The organism is Mesorhizobium sp. M9A.F.Ca.ET.002.03.1.2, from assembly GCF_003952365.1.
Taxonomy (GTDB): Bacteria; Pseudomonadota; Alphaproteobacteria; order Rhizobiales; family Rhizobiaceae; genus Mesorhizobium.
Genome location: NZ_CP034443.1, coordinates 1,087,065 through 1,102,409 on the forward strand (window position 1 = coordinate 1,087,065; position 15,345 = coordinate 1,102,409).

Here is a 15,345-nt window from a genome sequence, read left to right on the forward strand (position 1 = left end):
CTCGCGGACCAAGACGAACTGCCATCGACAAAGGAGCCAATCATGGCCTATGCAACGACAAATCCCTATACAGGCGAAGTGCTGAGAACCTTCCCGGACGCCGCGGACGCGGAGGTGACGCAAGCGATCGAGAGCGCGCACAAGGCGTTCCTGTCCTGGCGCGAAACCTCCTTCACCGAGCGCGCCAAGGTGATGCAAAAGGCTGCCGACCTGCTGCGGAAGGATGCGGAGTCCTATGCCAGCATCCTGACCACCGAGATGGGCAAGCTTCTCTCCGAGGCCAAAGCCGAAGTCGAGCTTTCGGCGGAGATTTTTGAGTATTACGTCGCCAATGCCGAGAGGCTGCTCGCGCCTGAAGCCTTGCCTGTTGCGCACGCGGCCGAGGGAACGGCGCTCCTGGTGCACGAACCGCTCGGCGTGCTGCTTTGCATCGAACCCTGGAACTTTCCTTACTACCAGATCGCCCGCATCATCGCGCCGCAGCTTTCCGCCGGCAACACGATGCTGCTCAAGCATGCCTCGAACGTGCCGCAGAGCGCGGCTGCCTTCGAAACGCTGATGAAGGAAGCCGGCCTTCCCGATGGCGCTTTCAAGAACCTCTACGCCACGCGCTCGCAGATCGAGCTCATCCTCAACGATCCGCGTGTCCACGGCGTGGCGCTGACCGGCTCGGAGGGCGCCGGGTCGATCATCGCGTCGCAGGCCGGCAAGGCGCTGAAGAAGTCGACGATGGAACTCGGCGGCGCCGACGCCTTCGTCGTGCTGGCCGACGCGGACATGCAAAAGACGGTCGACTGGGCCGTCTTCGGGCGCCACTGGAACGGCGGACAGGTCTGCGTGTCGTCCAAACGCATGATCATTGTCGACGAGGTCTACGACGAGTTCCTGGACCGCTACCGGGAGGGCGTTGCAGGCCTGGTTGCCGGGGATCCCTTCGATCCGAAGACGACCCTTGCCCCGCTCTCCTCGCAGGGCGCGGCCGACGAGATCAAGGACAAGATCCGCCAGGCCGTCTCCCTCGGCGCCAAGGCGCAGGAGATCGGCCCCAGCGTCCCGAACCAAGGCGCCTTCGTCCAGCCGACGATCCTGACGGAGGTCGGCGAGGACAATCCGGCTCGTCATTGGGAGTTCTTCGGGCCTGTCTCGATGGTGTTCCGGGCAAAGGACGAGGACGACGCTGTGCGCATTGCCAACGATTCCCCTTCGGGCTTGGCGGCTCGGTCTTCACCTCGAATCCCGCGCATGGTGCAGAAGTAGCCAAGAAGATCTCCACCGGCATGGTGTTTGTGAACCACCCGACCATGGTCAAGGCGGATCTTCCCTTTGGCGGCGTCCGGCGCTCCGGCTACGGCCGCGAACTGCTTGGTCTCGGCATCAAGGAGTTCGTCAACCACAAGCTCATCGACGTCGTCGATATCGACGCCCCGTTCTAACTGCATCACCGGACAGGCGATCCTGACCGATGGCGGCATGGTCGCCGCTGAGCGGAACGCCCGCCGGGTTTTCAAGCGATTCTCCAGCACAATTCAGCCAACCCAGGAGGTTTCAATGGCGAAGACAATGAAGGCGGCGGTCGTCCGCGAGTTCGGCCAACCACTGATAATCGAAGAGGTCTCGGTGCCGACGGTCGGTCCGGGGCAGATTCTCGTCAAGATCGCCGCAACGGGCGTCTGCCACACGGACCTCCATGCCGTTGACGGCGACTGGCCGGTCAAGCCGAAGCCTCCCTTTATCCCGGGTCACGAGGGTGTAGGGCACGTCGTCGCGGTCGGCGCGGGCGTCCGGCACGTCAGGGAGGGCGACCGCGTCGGCGTACCTTGGCTCTACACCGCATGCGGCCATTGCAAGCACTGCCTCGGCGGTTGGGAAACGCTCTGCCAGGAGCAGCAGAACACGGGCTATTCCGTAAACGGCAGCTTCGCCGAATATGTGCTCGCCGACCCCGACTATGTCGGACACCTCCCCGACAATGTGAGCTTCGTCGACGTCGCGCCGATCCTCTGCGCCGGCGTCACGGTCTACAAGGGGCTCAAGGTCACGGACACCAAACCGGATGATTGGGTGGTTATCTCCGGTATCGGCGGCCTCGGCCATCTGGCGGTCCAGTACGCCAAGGCCATGGGTCTCAATGTGGTCGCGGTCGACATCGATGATGACAAGCTTGACCTCGCCAGACGACTCGGCGCCGCGCTGACCGTGAACGCCCGCAAGGCCGATCCGATTGCCTTTGTGAAGAAGGAAGTAGGCGGCGCCCAGGGCGTGCTGGTCACCGCCGTCTCGCCCAAGGCCTTCGAGCAGGCGCTCGGCATGGTCGGTCGCGGCGGGACGGTGTCGCTCAACGGCCTGCCGCCGGGCGATTTCCCCCTGTCGATCTTCGACACGGTGCTCAACGGTGTGACGGTGCGCGGCTCGATCGTAGGAACCCGCCTCGACCTGCAGGAAGCCCTGAACTTCGCGGGGGAAGGCAAGGTCAAGGCGACCGTCGCGACGGACAGGCTCGAAAACATCAACGACGTCTTCACCCGGATGCACCACGGCGACATTCAAGGACGCATCGTGCTCGATTTCCAGGGGTAGTGGTCCCTGTCGTCCGGCGAACGGTGGCTGGCTCCGCAACCGCGCCTCGACTCCAGACGAGGCAGATGGCCGTGATCCTTCTGCCAAATTGTGCGTTGTTGCTTGGTGCGCCGAGGAGACGAACGGTGTTTGCAGATTTCAGAGCCACCAGCTTGCAACTGGACGACACGACCATTTTCGCAAGGGTCGGCGGGACAGGTCCGCCGCTGCTGCTTCTTCATGGTTTTCCAGAAACGCATCTGATGTGGAGGGATATCGCCGCAGCATTGGCGCCCCGCTTCACCGTGGTCGCCGCCGACCTGCGAGGCTATGGGCAAAGCGGGTGCCCGGTCTCCTCTGCCGATCATAGCCCATACACCAAACGCACCATGGCCGGCGACATGGTTCAAGTCATGAAGCGGCTAGGGTTTGAGCGGTTCATGGTTGCTGGGCATGATCGTGGCGGACGGGTCGCCTATCGTCTGGCGCTCGATCACCCTCATGAAATCTCCAAAGTCGCGGTCCTCGACGTCATCCCCACCGCCGCCGCGTGGGACAGGGCGGACGCCAGACTGGCTCTCGGCTTCTGGCCGTGGAGCCTTCTTGCGCAACCGGAGCCTCTGCCGGAGCGACTGATAGGCGCGGCGCCCGATGCCATCGTCGACAATGCGATTGCCCAGTGGGGATCGTCCGCAGAAATGTTCTCTGCGAACGTCAGGGGCGCCTATGTCGATGCACTTCGCGATCCCGCTCATGTTCATGCGATTTGCGAGGAGTATCGAGCCGCCGCCACGATCGATCGTGAACATGACGCGTTGGACCAGGCAAACGGTCGTCGCATCGAGTGTCCGCTGCTGGCACTATGGAGCGGCGGAGGCAGCCTGGAGAACTGGTATGCGGAGGAAGGCGGGCCGCTGGCTATTTGGAGAAAATGGGCCGACAGAGTTGAAGGAAGTCCGGTCCCGGGCGGACACTTCTTTCCAGAAGAGTACCCTCACCAGACCGCAGCAGCTCTCTCAAGATCCTTCGAAGGCGAAGTAGGGGGAGAGCAATAGGGGGGACAAATAGGGGAATGACGCGCGGGACAGAGTGTGGATAGTGTGGGGGCGCAAGTTGCACGGGATCTCGGGATACGCTCGGCGATCCGCGACCGGGTTATCTCCGGTATTCGCCCATCCGGGGTCAAACATGCTCGGTAAAAAATGAAGACGATCTCCACGGCCAGGCCTCTGATATGCAGCCTCGTATTTGTCGGGGGTTGCGCATCGCCCTTCCACGCATCCGTTGATGCCGCGAAATACGACAAGATGAGCTGCGTCGAACTCAACGTCGCCATGGGCGAAGTCGCCAAGGAGATGTCGGCGACCGCGATCACCCGGGGCAAGGTCGCTCAGACCAAAATTCCGGGCTGGCTATGGGGAGGCCGGCGTGTCGCCTCTACCGTCACTGCCCGCCAGAGTGCGAAAATCGAGCAGTTGCGGCAGCAGGAGGCTGCGATCGCAGCGGTGAGACGAAGCAAGTGCTGATTGCGGAATTATGTCCGCTCCATGAACGCGGTCATCATCGTCCCGGCTTTCTTGGCGACACGGCCAAGCCGAGGAAAACGAGGACGGCCTGATTGAGGCGCAGGATGTCCGCGTCGTCCAACCGCCCGATATGAGCGCCGACCTTGGATTTCGGGACAGTGGTGATTTTGTCCACCATCAGTCGGCAGACGGCGAGCAGCCCATTGCGCTCATTTGGTTCGACGGCCAGGCGGAACAATGGCGCATCCGTCTCGTCGGTCGTGAAGCCGCAGATGGTAATCGAATCCGTCGCGTCGAAACTGTCATCCTGGATGATGACGGCGGGACGCGGTTTGCCGGCGTAATCCTTGCCGCCGGCGACCATCCAGATATCGCCACGCTTCATTCATCGCCCCAATCCGATATCGCATCGATGAAAGCCTGATCGTCGCTTGCATGGGCGCTTGCCGCGACCGCCAGCGACTGGCGATGCGCTTCCGAACGGAAGGCCGGCGCACGCACGTCCGGCACCCAAATCTGTATCGGGCGCAGACCTTGCCGGCGCAGACGCTCACGATGTTCCCGCACCTTCATACCTGAGGACTTAGGCTTCGATGCCGAGGCCATGACGATTCTCCTTGGACGGTTACATGTAACCTATTGCGGAGGGCGTGCTTTGACCAGTCCCTTCGCTGGAAAGCTCTCGCCGGGGCTACGACTGCAGCTGCATATAGTGCCGGTCATCGCCGGCCGTGACTCGCGGCTATTGCGTGCCATGTTATCCTATTGCCTTCAGCCGCTTGGCGATCGCCTTGAGATCGAGAAGAAGAGCGGCGGCGGTGTCGTAGCCGTAAGCATTGCGGCGTTCGATTTCGGTCTCCACCTCGTGCCACGCGGCCTCGCCGCGCTGCATGATCACATCGAGCCGAGCGCGGCGGGCGCGCTCCTGTTTCGCTCCCCGCCGTTTCCTTTCGGCCTCCTGCCGCTCGCTCTGCTTGCGCTCTCGGGTCTCACGGATCGCGTCGGCGCGGGCACGCAGTTCGCCGGCCGAGCGTGGAGCGATGGCGGATCCGGGCCGCGGAGGCTTCCAAAGCGCCCGCAGCGCCTGCCGATCCGCTTCGCCGAGTGGACGGTCTATCGCCCGAAACTCGTAATACTGGTATTCGCTCATGACTGCGTTCGCGTGATTTTGATAATAACGACCCCACCGGCAAGCCGGCGACCGTGATTCAGACCGGATGCAGAATACCATCCGTTTCGAGAATGCGAAGCGCCTCGACGAGCGTCTTGCCGGCGTAAAGCCGCCACCATTTTCCCGTATGCCGCATCCAGTAGATATCGAAATTGTCTGGCCCCATGCGGTCGATGCGGGCGAAAGGTGCGTCGAACTCCTCGCCGCGATTGTGTTCCATGCCCGACCTGTAGCGCTGGACAAAGCGATATCGTCCCGCCATCCATGCGCCACGGATGTCAATGACATGGTTCCATTCATTCGGCCTGATTTCCGGCAGGAAGCGCGGCTTCAAGATGTCTCGAATGAAGGCCTCGCAAGCCGTGACGATCGCTTGCTTCTCCAATTCATCGATCGCTGCTGGCCGTGCAGCCCGAGCCGTCCTGATCCACTGCTTCTTTCGGGTCATCGCGTGATCCGTATTTCCTAGGCCTTTGCGCGTGGTGGCTTCGCGAGGAAGTGCTGAGCACTGTTGCCGATCTGCACTTCGTCTGACAAGCCGTTTGCCACGCTGCTGTGTTGCGGTCGCATCGCCAGTTTGCCGATCATCCGGCGGATAAATGGCCTGCGGTCCATCGTCGCGCAATGGAGACCTCAGACCGACGCCCCGGATTGGTGCGCGGCGATTGCGCTCAGAAAGATCTGGCCGAATTCCCTGAGCTTCGCGGCGCCGACGCCATTGACCGCGGCGAAGGCGTCCAGGTCGCGCGGGCAGCGTTCGGCCATATCGATCAGTGTGCGATCGGAGAAGATCACGAAGGCCGGCACCTGGCGCTCCCGGGCGAGACGCAGCCGTACCGCCTTGAGCGTGGCCAACAGCGCGGTATCCAGGTCTTGCGTGCCCGCGGCGGCACCCTGAGCAAGACGCAACTTGGCGCGCGAGGTGCGGCTCCGCGTCTCGACACGATACCGGAACGGGATCTCGCCACGGCTGAGCGCATGACCCTTTTCGGCGATGGCGAGGCCACCATGGCCACCTGGATCCGGCATCAGAAACCCTCCAGCGACGAGTTGGCGGATCAGCGACAACCACATGTCCTTCTTGTGCGCCACACCGGTCCCGAAGCAGGCGGGCCTGTGGTGGTTTCTGGCCAGGACCTTCTCGGTTTCATGGCCGAGCAGAACATCGACGACATGGGCAGCACCAAAGCGCTCGCCGGTCTGCGTGATGGCGGCGAGGATGATCCGTGCCTCCGCCTCGCCATCCGCACGCGGCGTCTGGTCAAGGCAGTTGTCGCAATTGCCGCAGGACGGCGCGTCTTCACCGAAATAGCCGAGCAGAACCCGGCGGCGGCATTCAGCCGTCTCGCAATAGCCGATTAAGGTGTCGAGCCGGCCATGCGAGCGCCGCTTGTGCTCGGCCGATGCATCTTCGTCCTCGATGAAGAGCCGGCGCATGCGGATATCGCCGAGGCCGAACAGCATATGCGCCTCCGCAGGCCGCCCGTCGCGACCCGCGCGCCCGATTTCCTGATAGTAGGCTTCGAGGCTGCCCGGCAGATCGGTGTGGAAGACATAGGCGACGTCAGGCTTATCGATGCCCATGCCGAAGGCGATGGTCGCCACCATCACGACGCCGGACAAGGTCATGAAAGCGTTTTGATTCCCTTCACGCGCGTCCTTGCTCATGCCGGCATGATAGGCCAGCGCGCGCACGCCGTTCTGTTCGAGGAACGCTGCCGTCTCTTCCGTCTTCTTGCGCGACAGGCAGTAGACGATGCCGCTGCGGCCGGCATGACGCTGCACGAAATCCAGCAACTGGCGCTTGCTGTTCTGTTTGGCCTCGATGCCAAGCTTGATGTTCGGCCGGTCGAAACCCAGCACCAGGCTCTCGACGCGCCCGGCGAACAGCCGCGCGGCAATGTCGGTGCGCGTCGCCTCGTCCGCAGTTGCCGTCAGCGCGATGATCGGCACGTCGGGGAAGATGCCGCTGAGCCGCGACAGGTCTTCATAGTCGCGCCGGAACGCCGGCCCCCATTGCGAGATGCAATGCGCCTCGTCGATAGCGATCAGCCGGATATCGAGCCTGGCGAGCGCCTCAAGCATCCGTTCGGTCATCAGCCGCTCCGGCGCGAGATAGAGCAGGCGTGTCTGGCCCGAGGCCACGCGTCGCCATGCGGCGACATTGGCATCGCGGTCGAGCGAGGAATTGATCGTATCGGCGGCCACGCCGGCAAGGCGCAATGCGGCGACCTGGTCCTGCATCAGGGCGACCAGCGGCGAAACGACAATGGTGAGCCCGCCCAGGACCAGCGCCGGGACTTGGTAGCAGAGCGATTTGCCGGCGCCGGTCGGCATGACTGCCAGCACATGACGCCTAGCCAGCAGCGCCTCCATCACAGCGGCCTGGCCTGGACGGAAATCATCGAAGCCGAACACGTCCTTCAAGACGCGCCGCTTGGGATCCTCTACCGGGACGCTCGCCGTCGATGCCTGCATCAGGGAATTTCTATGATCGCCGCCGCCCGAAAAGGCAGCGTGGGAACGACCGAGGGCAGCGGCGACATGACCTGCCGAAGTTCCCTGGCGAATCGCCAGGTGATTGCCTGAACCGCAGATTCGAGCATTTGTACTCCCCTCAAGTCCTGTCTCCCCAGCACCACCTGAAGGAACATCTCCCTCATTGGCGGATGTGGTACCGTGTTTCCAGCCCCTATTCGCTTTGGCTGTGAATATCGCGTCGGCTCGAGGCGGTTAATCCTATCTTCATCATGATTCGGCAGGTTCAGGTCCTGCGGTGATGTTTTGCGTACCGCGGCGCCACAAGCGCCCAGGCAACACGCCCGCGTCTCTCCGGAGGCGCGGGCTTTTCGTTTGCGGGATGTGCTGGAAGGAAGCGGCGCAAACAGGTGGTCCGGCCCTTTGGGCCGGGCACACGCCGCGGCGCAATGACCTGCGTTCGCGCACCCTCAGTCGATAAAATCGGCGCGATGCGGCGTAAAACTGTCGACCAGGCGGCCCGCCTCGAGCGCCTTGACGCCGTGGACCAGGTTGGAAGGGACAATGAAGCTGCTTCCCGCTTCCAGGATTTCGGTCCTGCCGTCGATGGTGACCTCGAAGCGGCCTTCGGCGACGTAGCTCGCCTGGACATGCGGGTGCGAATGCAGCGCACCGACACCGCCCTTGTCGAAACCGAACTCGACCATCATCAGCTCGTCCGTGTGCAGCAGCACGCGCCTGCGATTGCCATCCGGGGTCGGCGTCCATGCGCCCTCGCCGGCATGCGAAAAGATCTTCGTTCCGGTCATCGCCAAATCCTCATCACGCCTTGCGCCTCATCGCGCCAGCCAGCCGCCGTCCACCGGCACCACGGCACCATGCATGTAGTTGGACGCCGGCGCCAACAGGAAGACGGCCGCGTCGCCGATGTCGTCCGGCCTACCCCAGCGCCCGGCCGGAGTGCGTGCCAGGATGGCGGCGCTGCGCTCTGAATCGACACGCAGCGCCTCGGTGTTGTTGGTTTCGATATAGCCGGGCGCAATGCCGTTGACGTTGATGCCTTTCGGCGCCCATTCGCAGGCGAGCAACCGCGTGATGCCGAGCGCGCCATGTTTCGAGGCGGTGTAGGAGGCGACGCGGATGCCGCCCTGGAAACTCAGCACGGAAGCGATATTGACGATCTTGCCGCGCCGTCCGGGATCGGCGAACACGCGTCTGGCGAAGGCCTGGCTAAGGAAGAAAACCGTGTTCAGGTTGACGTCCATGACGTCGTTCCAATCGGCTTGCGTCAGATCGACAGCGTTGGCGCGCCGGATGATGCCGGCATTGTTGACCAACCCGTCGATCGGCCCCACTTCGTCCCAAACCCGGTTGAACATGGCCCTGGCTTCCCCAGAATCGGCAAGGTCGCAGTATGCAGCCTCGAAATCTCCGCCCACCGCCGCGACCTTCTGCGCCGTGTCGTCCATGGCCGAACGGCCGACGCCGACCACCGCGCCACCGGCGCGCGCGATCGACAGGGCGATGCCCTGGCCGATGCCGGTGTTGGCGCCGGTGACGAGGATGCGCTTGCCGGCCAGGCTGAAAGCCGAGAGATCGCTCACCGCAGGTCCTCCATCGCTACCGGATCGACATCGGTATAATCGACATTGTCGCCGGCCATTGCCCAGATAAAGGCATAGTTGGAGGTACCGGAGCCCGAATGGATCGACCATCCCGGCGACAGCACCGCTTCTTCATTGCGCATGACAAGATGGCGGGTCTCGTCCGGCTCGCCCATGAAATGAAACACGCGCGCCGCCTCCGGCAGGTCGAAATAGAGATAAGCCTCCATGCGCCGGTCATGCACATGGCACGGCATGGTGTTCCAGACCGAGCCAGAGGCAAGCTGGGTCATGCCGACGACGAGCTGGCAGGTTTTCACGCCTTCGGCATGGATGAACTGGAAGATCGAGCGCTCGTTGCAGGTCGCCTGGCTGCCGAGGTCGAGCCGCTTGGCATCGCCGATGCGGATCAGCCGGCTGGGATAGCTCTGATGCGCCGGCGCGCTGAGCAGATAGAACTTGGCCGGCTCGGCCGGATCGACCGAGGCGAACGACACCTCACTGGCGCCCATGCCGAGATACAGCATGTCGCGCGCCTGCATCTCGTAGGACTGGCCGCTCGCCTTCACCATGCCGGCGCCGCCGATGTTGACGGCGATCAATTCGCGGCGATCGAGAAAGTTGCTGGTCCCTGTCGGCTTGATCGCCTCCAGCGAAAGCGGTGTCCCGGCTGGCATGGCGCCGCCGACGATCATGCGGTCGTAGTGGGTATAGGTCAGGCCGACGCGGCCTGGCTGGAACAGGCCTTCGATCAGGAAGTTGTGACGGAGTTCGTCCGTTCCCATCGCCGCAGCGGTAACGGGGTCGATGGCGAAACGCGAGGTGAAATCCGTGTGATTGTCGGTCTGGTTCATTACTGCCTCATTGATCATTCGGTTGCCGCGGCCTTGACCGAGTCGGCGTAAAAAACCTGGCGTGCGTGCAAGCGCTCGCGATAGCGCTGCTGGCTGGCGGTGAGATGCGCGCGCATGGCCTCGCGAGCGGCCTCGGCATCGCCTGATGTAATGGCGTTCAGGATCACCAGATGCTCGCGTTGCAGCCCGCGCTGATAGACGTCGGATTGGGCGAGTTCGGTGGACCAGGGTGACGTCACGTCGCAAGGAATGGCGCGCCGGCCGAGCACGTCGAGCATCTCGACATAGAACGGGTTGTTGGTGGCGCTGGCGATCGCGCGGTGGAAGGCAAGGTCGGCTGGACCCGTCGGCTCGCTGTTCAAGAGCAGCCGTTCGAATTCGAAGAAAGCTTCCTGGATTTCCGCTTCCTGCGCGGCGTTGCGACGGACGGCGGCCAGCCCGGCGGATTCGATCTCGATCGCCAGGCGCACTTCGAGCACGTTGAGCGCGATCGAATCCTTGCTGCCCATATCCGCGGCAAGCGCGCCGAACATCGTCGAGATATGCTCGGTGACGAAGACGCCGGCGCCCTGGCGCGGCTCGACCAGCCCGTCGGCGGCAAGCTTGGCCAGCGCTTCGCGGATGACGGTGCGGCTGACCCCGAAGGTTTCGGTCAGCTGACCCTCCGTCGGCAGCTTTTGACCCGGCTGGATTTCGCCCGCCTGCAACTGCTTGCGGATCGCCGCGACCACGGTCTCCGACAGCTTGGGCTTGCGTTCGACCTTCAGGCTGGTCGCCGTATCCGATGCCATTGCCAACCCCTATTTGAACACATTCGGCAGCCATAGCGAGATGGCCGGGATGTATGTGACGAGCCCCAGCACCACGAGGCCTGCCCCATAGAACGGCCAGATCGAGCGCATCGCTTCCCAGACGGATATCTTGCCCACCGCGCACGCCACGAACTGCACTGCGCCCACCGGCGGCGTGTTCAGCCCGATACCGAAATTGAGGATCATGATGACGCCGAAATGCACCGGATCGACGCCGTAGGCCTGCGCCACGGGCAGGAAGATCGGCGTGCAGATAATGATCGTCGGCCCCATGTCCATGAAGGTGCCGAGGAACAGCATCAGGAGGTTGAGTATCAAAAGCACGACCAGCGGATCCTCCGAGATCGCGTTCATGGAGGCTATCAGCGCTGCCGGCACTTTCAGGAAGGCCATCAACCACGAGAACGCCGCCGCCATGCCGATAATGAGCAGCACCATGGCCGTGGTGCGCACGGCGCCATGGGTGGCATGGACGAAACCTTCCCAAGTCATCTGCCGGTAGACGAAGACGGTAACGAGCAACGCATAGATCACGGCGATGCAGGAACTCTCGGTGGCCGTGAAGACGCCCGATCGCACGCCGCCGAAGATGATCGCGATCAGCAGCAGGCCGGGCACCGCGACGGCGAAGAGATGCGCGACGGCGGTGAAGCCCGGAAACGGCTCGGTCGGGTAGCCGCGGGAGCGCGCCACGAAATAGGCGGTTGTCATCAGTGCCAGGGCCAGGAGCAGGCCCGGGATGACGCCGGCCGTGAACAGGTCGGCGATGGAGATCTTTCCGCCCGCCGAGATCGAGTAGATGATCATGTTGTGCGACGGCGGCAGGAGCAACGCGATCAGCGCCGCCATCGAGGTGACGTTGACCGCGTAATCCGCTCCATATCCACGCTCCTTCATCTGCGGGATCATCAGGCCGCCTACCGCCGCTGCTTCCGCCACCGCGGAGCCCGAAATGCCGCCGAACAATGTAGCGGTCGCGATGTTGACCTGGCCGAGGCCGCCGCGCATGTGACCGACGAGCGAGCCGGCGAAGGCAACGATCTTGCTGGCGATGCCGCCGCGCACCATCAAGTCGCCGGCGTAGATGAAAAAGGGAATCGCCAGCAGCGAAAAGACGCTCATGCCGGAATTCAGGCGTTGGAACACGATGAGCGGCGGCAGGCCCATGTAGAGGACGGTGGCAAAGCTGGCGACGCCGAGGCAGAAAGCGATCGGCGTGCCAATAAGCATCAGAAGGGTGAAGACGCCGAAGAGTATCCAGAGTTCCATGGTCAGACCTTCACGTTCGCCGTATCGAGTTCGGCTGCGGCTTCCGCCGGCGGCAGTTCATCGAGCGCATCGTCGACCGGCGCGCCGGAGAGGCGAAGCACGATGCGCTCCAGCGTGAAGAGCACGATGAGCGCGCCGCCCGCGACAAGGGGGACGTAGTCCCAGGCCCCCGATATGCCGAGCGACGGCAAGGTGGCGCCCCAGGTCAGTGCGACCAGCTGGCTGCCATACCAAATCATGCCGATGCCGAAGGCGAGCGCGACGAGATCCGAGATCATCCTCAGCCAGCGCTTGCCGCCCTTCGGCAGCACGTAGAGCAGGACGTCGAAGCCGAGGTGATAGTTCTCGCGCACCCCGACGGCAGCGCCGAGGAAAATGAACCAGCTCATCAGCATAACCGAGCCCTGCTCGGTCCAGCTCGGCGAGCGGTTCAGAACATAGCGGCCAAACACCTGCCAGGCGACGAAGGCGGTCATCAGCACCAGCCCGATGCCGGCGATCCATAGCGCCGCCGTGCTGACGCGTGACATCACGCGCGCGACGCCGGACAGGGGCGATCTCTGTTCTGGGCTGGAGGTCACCGGTTCTCTCCGCAAGAGGATGGCGGCGCGGGGTGCCCGCGCCGCCGCTTGATCACTGCACGGCCTTGATGGCCTCGACCATGGCCTTCAGCTTGTCGTCCTTGACGTGCTTCTCGTAGACCGGACCCATCGCGTCGATGAAGGGCTGCTTGTCAGGCGTTGTGATCTGCGAACCGGCGGCCTCGACCTTGGCGCGCGATTCCTTGACCTTGGCGGCCCACAGTTCACGCTGCTTGGCGACGCTTTCCTTGGCGGCCGCCTTGAAGACCGCCTGGTCTTCCGGCGTCAGCTTGTCCCAGCTCGACTTCGCCATGACGAAGGCTTCCGGCACCATCGTGTGCTCGTCGAGCGAATAGAACTTGGCGACTTCCGCATGCTTGGCGGTGTCGTAGCTCGGAAAATTGTTCTCGGCGCCGTCGATGACCCCGGTCTCGATCGCCGAATACACCTCGCCATACGGCATCGGCGTCGCGTTGGCGCCGAGCGCCGCCACCATGTCGACGAAGATGTCGGACTGGATGACGCGGAACTTCATGCCGGCCAGATCGGCTACGGAGTTGATCGGCTTCTTCGAATTGTAGAAGGAGCGCGCGCCGCCGTCATAAAAGGCGAGCAGCACCAGCCCGACCTGTTCGAACGCCGCCGCGATCTGGTCGCCGACCGCTCCGTCCATGACCTTGTGCATATGGTCCTCCGAGCGGAAGATGTAGGGCAGCGAGGGCACGGTGGTTTCGGGGATGAGCCCGTTGAACGGCGCCATCGAGATGCGGTTGAGGTCGATCACGCCGGAGCGCACCTGCTCGATCGTGTCCTTTTCCTCGCCGAGCTGCGCGGAATGATAGAGGTCGACCGCATAGCGGCCGGCCGTGCGTTCCTTGACAAGCTCGCCGAAATATTTGACCGCCTCGACTGTCGGATAGCCGTCCGGGTGCGTGTCGGACGAGCGCAGGACCGTCTGGGCGCTTGCCGTTCCGGCCATCAGTGCGGCGGCAAGCAGCGTAGCTCCCGCCAGTTTTGAAAAATGCAACATGACTTCCTCCCTTTTAAGACCTGACGCCCGGCTCAGAGCCGATACGCCTTTTTCGCAAGCGTGTAGGCAAGTTCCTGCGCCAACTCATGCGCCTCGTCTTCGCGGAGCCGGTGCTCGGCGACGAGACGCGCAAGAAATGCGCAATCGACCCGGCGCGCCACATCGTGGCGAGCCGGAATGGATGGAAAGGCGCGGGTGTCGTCGTTGAAGCCGACGGTGTTGTAGAAGCCGGCCGTCTCGGTGGTCATCTCGCGGAACCGGCGCATGCCCTCCGGGCTGTCGTGGAACCACCAGGCCGGCCCGAGTTTCAGCGCCGGGTAGACGCCCGCGAGCGGCGCCAGCTCGCGCGCATAGCTGGTCTCGTCGAGCGTGAAGAGGATGATTGTAAGGTCGCGCTCCAACCCGACGCTGTCGAGCAGCGGCTTCAACGCCGTCGCATAATCCGTTCTGGTCGGGATATCGAAACCCTTGTCCCTGCCGAACCTCTGAAAGACGGAAGACGAATGATTGCGCCAGGAGCCGGGATGGATTTGCAGGACCAGGCCATCGTCGCGGCTCATCTTGGCCATTTCGGTCAGCATCTGGGCGCGAAACAGTCTTCGCTCGCGCTCGTCATCCGAGCCCTGGCGGACGCGGTTGAACAGCTCCTGCGCGGCGGCATCCGACAGATTGGCGGTCTCCGCTGTCGGATGGCCGTGATCGGACGCGGTTGCGCCAAAGCTCTTGAAGAAGGCTCGTCTCTGGCGATGCGCATCGAGATAGCCGGTCCAGGTGCCGGTGTCGCAGCCGGTGATGTCGCCGAGCCGATCGAGATTGGCCGAAAAGCCTTCGAAGTCTGGATCGACGACCGCATCCGGCCGGTAGGCGGTGACGACACGGCCCTGCCAGCCGCTGTCGCGGATCGCCTTGTGCCAATCGAGATCGTCGAGCGCGCCCTCCGTCGTCGCGATGACCTCGATGTTGAAGCGCTCGAACAAAGCGCGGGGACGATAATCCTCACGCTGCAGCAGCGCCGCGATCGTATCGTAGTGCCGGTCCGCCGTCTCGGCGCTCAGTGGCTCGTCGATGCCGAACAGATGGGCAAGAACATGGTCGAGCCACAGCCGCGTCGGCGTGCCGCGGAACAGATAATAGTGCTCGGCGAAGCGCCGCCAGATCGTCCTGCCGTCGCTCTCCACCGGTGAGCCGTCCCGGGTCGAAACACCAAGATCCTCAAGGCGGACACCCTGGCTGAACAGCATGCGGAAGATGTAGTGGTCCGGCACAACAAGCAATTGCGCCGGACCGGGAAACGCCTCGTTGAGCGCATACCAACGCGGATCGGTGTGACCGTGCGGGCTGACGATCGGCAGATCCTTGACAGATGCATAGAGATCGCGGGCAAGCGAAAGCGGACGCGCCTCCGACGAAAACAGCAAATCCGGATCGGTCAATGCGGCCACGTCGTTCCTCCCAACCCGACCA

At 63.3% G+C, this 15,345-nt stretch carries 16 protein-coding genes and 1 pseudogene; 4 read left to right on the forward strand and 13 right to left on the reverse strand.

Annotated features, from left to right (window positions below):
• Nucleotides 1-42: 42 nt before the first annotated feature.
• The 4 genes and pseudogenes from EJ066_RS05470 (at nt 43) to EJ066_RS05485 (ending at nt 4,082) form a co-directional block, all read left to right on the forward strand.
• Nucleotides 43-1,433, forward strand: a pseudogene (locus EJ066_RS05470) (NAD-dependent succinate-semialdehyde dehydrogenase).
• 115 nt (nt 1,434-1,548) lie between these two features.
• A complete protein-coding gene (gene adhP, locus EJ066_RS05475) occupies nt 1,549-2,577 on the forward strand; it encodes an alcohol dehydrogenase AdhP (protein ID WP_126035621.1) in 1,029 nt (342 codons plus the stop codon).
• Between the two features lie 65 nt (nt 2,578-2,642).
• A complete protein-coding gene (locus tag EJ066_RS05480) occupies nt 2,643-3,611 on the forward strand; it encodes an alpha/beta hydrolase (RefSeq protein ID WP_126035623.1) in 969 nt (322 codons plus the stop codon).
• Nucleotides 3,612-3,758: 147 nt separating this feature from the next.
• Nucleotides 3,759-4,082, forward strand: coding sequence for a hypothetical protein (locus tag EJ066_RS05485; RefSeq protein ID WP_126035625.1), 324 nt, complete (start codon nt 3,759-3,761; stop codon nt 4,080-4,082).
• A gap of 34 nt (nt 4,083-4,116) precedes the next feature.
• Here the strand turns inward: EJ066_RS05485 and EJ066_RS05490 are convergent, their stop codons facing one another.
• From EJ066_RS05490 to uxaC, 13 genes are all read right to left on the reverse strand, one after another.
• Entirely contained in the window at nt 4,117-4,467 is a 351-nt protein-coding gene (locus EJ066_RS05490) for a type II toxin-antitoxin system PemK/MazF family toxin (protein WP_126035627.1), read from the reverse strand.
• Nucleotides 4,464-4,688 carry an antitoxin MazE family protein gene (locus EJ066_RS05495; protein ID WP_126035629.1) on the reverse strand — a complete coding sequence of 75 codons (225 nt, stop codon included), beginning with the start codon at nt 4,686-4,688 and terminating at the stop codon, nt 4,464-4,466. The genes EJ066_RS05490 and EJ066_RS05495 overlap by 4 nt, the downstream gene beginning before the upstream one ends.
• Before the next feature lie 151 nt (nt 4,689-4,839).
• Entirely contained in the window at nt 4,840-5,232 is a 393-nt protein-coding gene (locus EJ066_RS05500; RefSeq protein WP_126035631.1) for a hypothetical protein, read from the reverse strand.
• A 58-nt stretch (nt 5,233-5,290) separates the two neighbouring features.
• Nucleotides 5,291-5,878 carry a hypothetical protein gene (locus EJ066_RS05505; protein WP_245455084.1) on the reverse strand — a complete coding sequence of 196 codons (588 nt, stop codon included), beginning with the start codon at nt 5,876-5,878 and terminating at the stop codon, nt 5,291-5,293.
• Nucleotides 5,879-5,886: 8 nt separating this feature from the next.
• Entirely contained in the window at nt 5,887-7,731 is a 1,845-nt protein-coding gene (gene recQ / locus EJ066_RS05510; protein ID WP_126035633.1) for a DNA helicase RecQ, read from the reverse strand.
• A gap of 470 nt (nt 7,732-8,201) precedes the next feature.
• On the reverse strand, nt 8,202-8,540 hold the full coding sequence (locus EJ066_RS05520; RefSeq protein ID WP_126035635.1) for a cupin domain-containing protein: 339 nt from the start codon (nt 8,538-8,540) through the stop codon (nt 8,202-8,204).
• A gap of 27 nt (nt 8,541-8,567) precedes the next feature.
• Nucleotides 8,568-9,335 (reverse strand): 2-dehydro-3-deoxy-D-gluconate 5-dehydrogenase KduD, encoded by a 768-nt coding sequence (kduD, locus tag EJ066_RS05525; RefSeq protein WP_126035637.1) that lies wholly within the window; start codon nt 9,333-9,335, stop codon nt 8,568-8,570.
• Complete coding sequence (gene kduI, locus EJ066_RS05530) at nt 9,332-10,189, reverse strand: 5-dehydro-4-deoxy-D-glucuronate isomerase (protein WP_126035639.1); 858 nt, start codon at nt 10,187-10,189, stop codon at nt 9,332-9,334. The genes kduD and kduI overlap by 4 nt, the downstream gene beginning before the upstream one ends.
• A 14-nt stretch (nt 10,190-10,203) precedes the next feature.
• On the reverse strand, nt 10,204-10,980 hold the full coding sequence (locus tag EJ066_RS05535) for a FadR/GntR family transcriptional regulator (protein ID WP_126035641.1): 777 nt from the start codon (nt 10,978-10,980) through the stop codon (nt 10,204-10,206).
• A gap of 9 nt (nt 10,981-10,989) precedes the next feature.
• Complete coding sequence (locus tag EJ066_RS05540; RefSeq protein WP_126035642.1) at nt 10,990-12,270, reverse strand: TRAP transporter large permease; 1,281 nt, start codon at nt 12,268-12,270, stop codon at nt 10,990-10,992.
• Between the two features lie 2 nt (nt 12,271-12,272).
• The gene (locus EJ066_RS05545) at nt 12,273-12,800 is read right to left on the reverse strand and encodes a TRAP transporter small permease (RefSeq protein WP_126043754.1); all 528 of its coding nucleotides are present in this window, start codon (nt 12,798-12,800) and stop codon (nt 12,273-12,275) included.
• Between the two features lie 103 nt (nt 12,801-12,903).
• Nucleotides 12,904-13,881, reverse strand: a complete 978-nt coding sequence (locus EJ066_RS05550; protein WP_126035644.1) for a TRAP transporter substrate-binding protein — start codon at nt 13,879-13,881, stop codon at nt 12,904-12,906.
• Nucleotides 13,882-13,913: 32 nt separating this feature from the next.
• On the reverse strand, nt 13,914-15,323 hold the full coding sequence (gene uxaC, locus EJ066_RS05555) for a glucuronate isomerase (RefSeq protein ID WP_126035646.1): 1,410 nt from the start codon (nt 15,321-15,323) through the stop codon (nt 13,914-13,916).
• Nucleotides 15,324-15,345 lie beyond the last annotated feature (22 nt).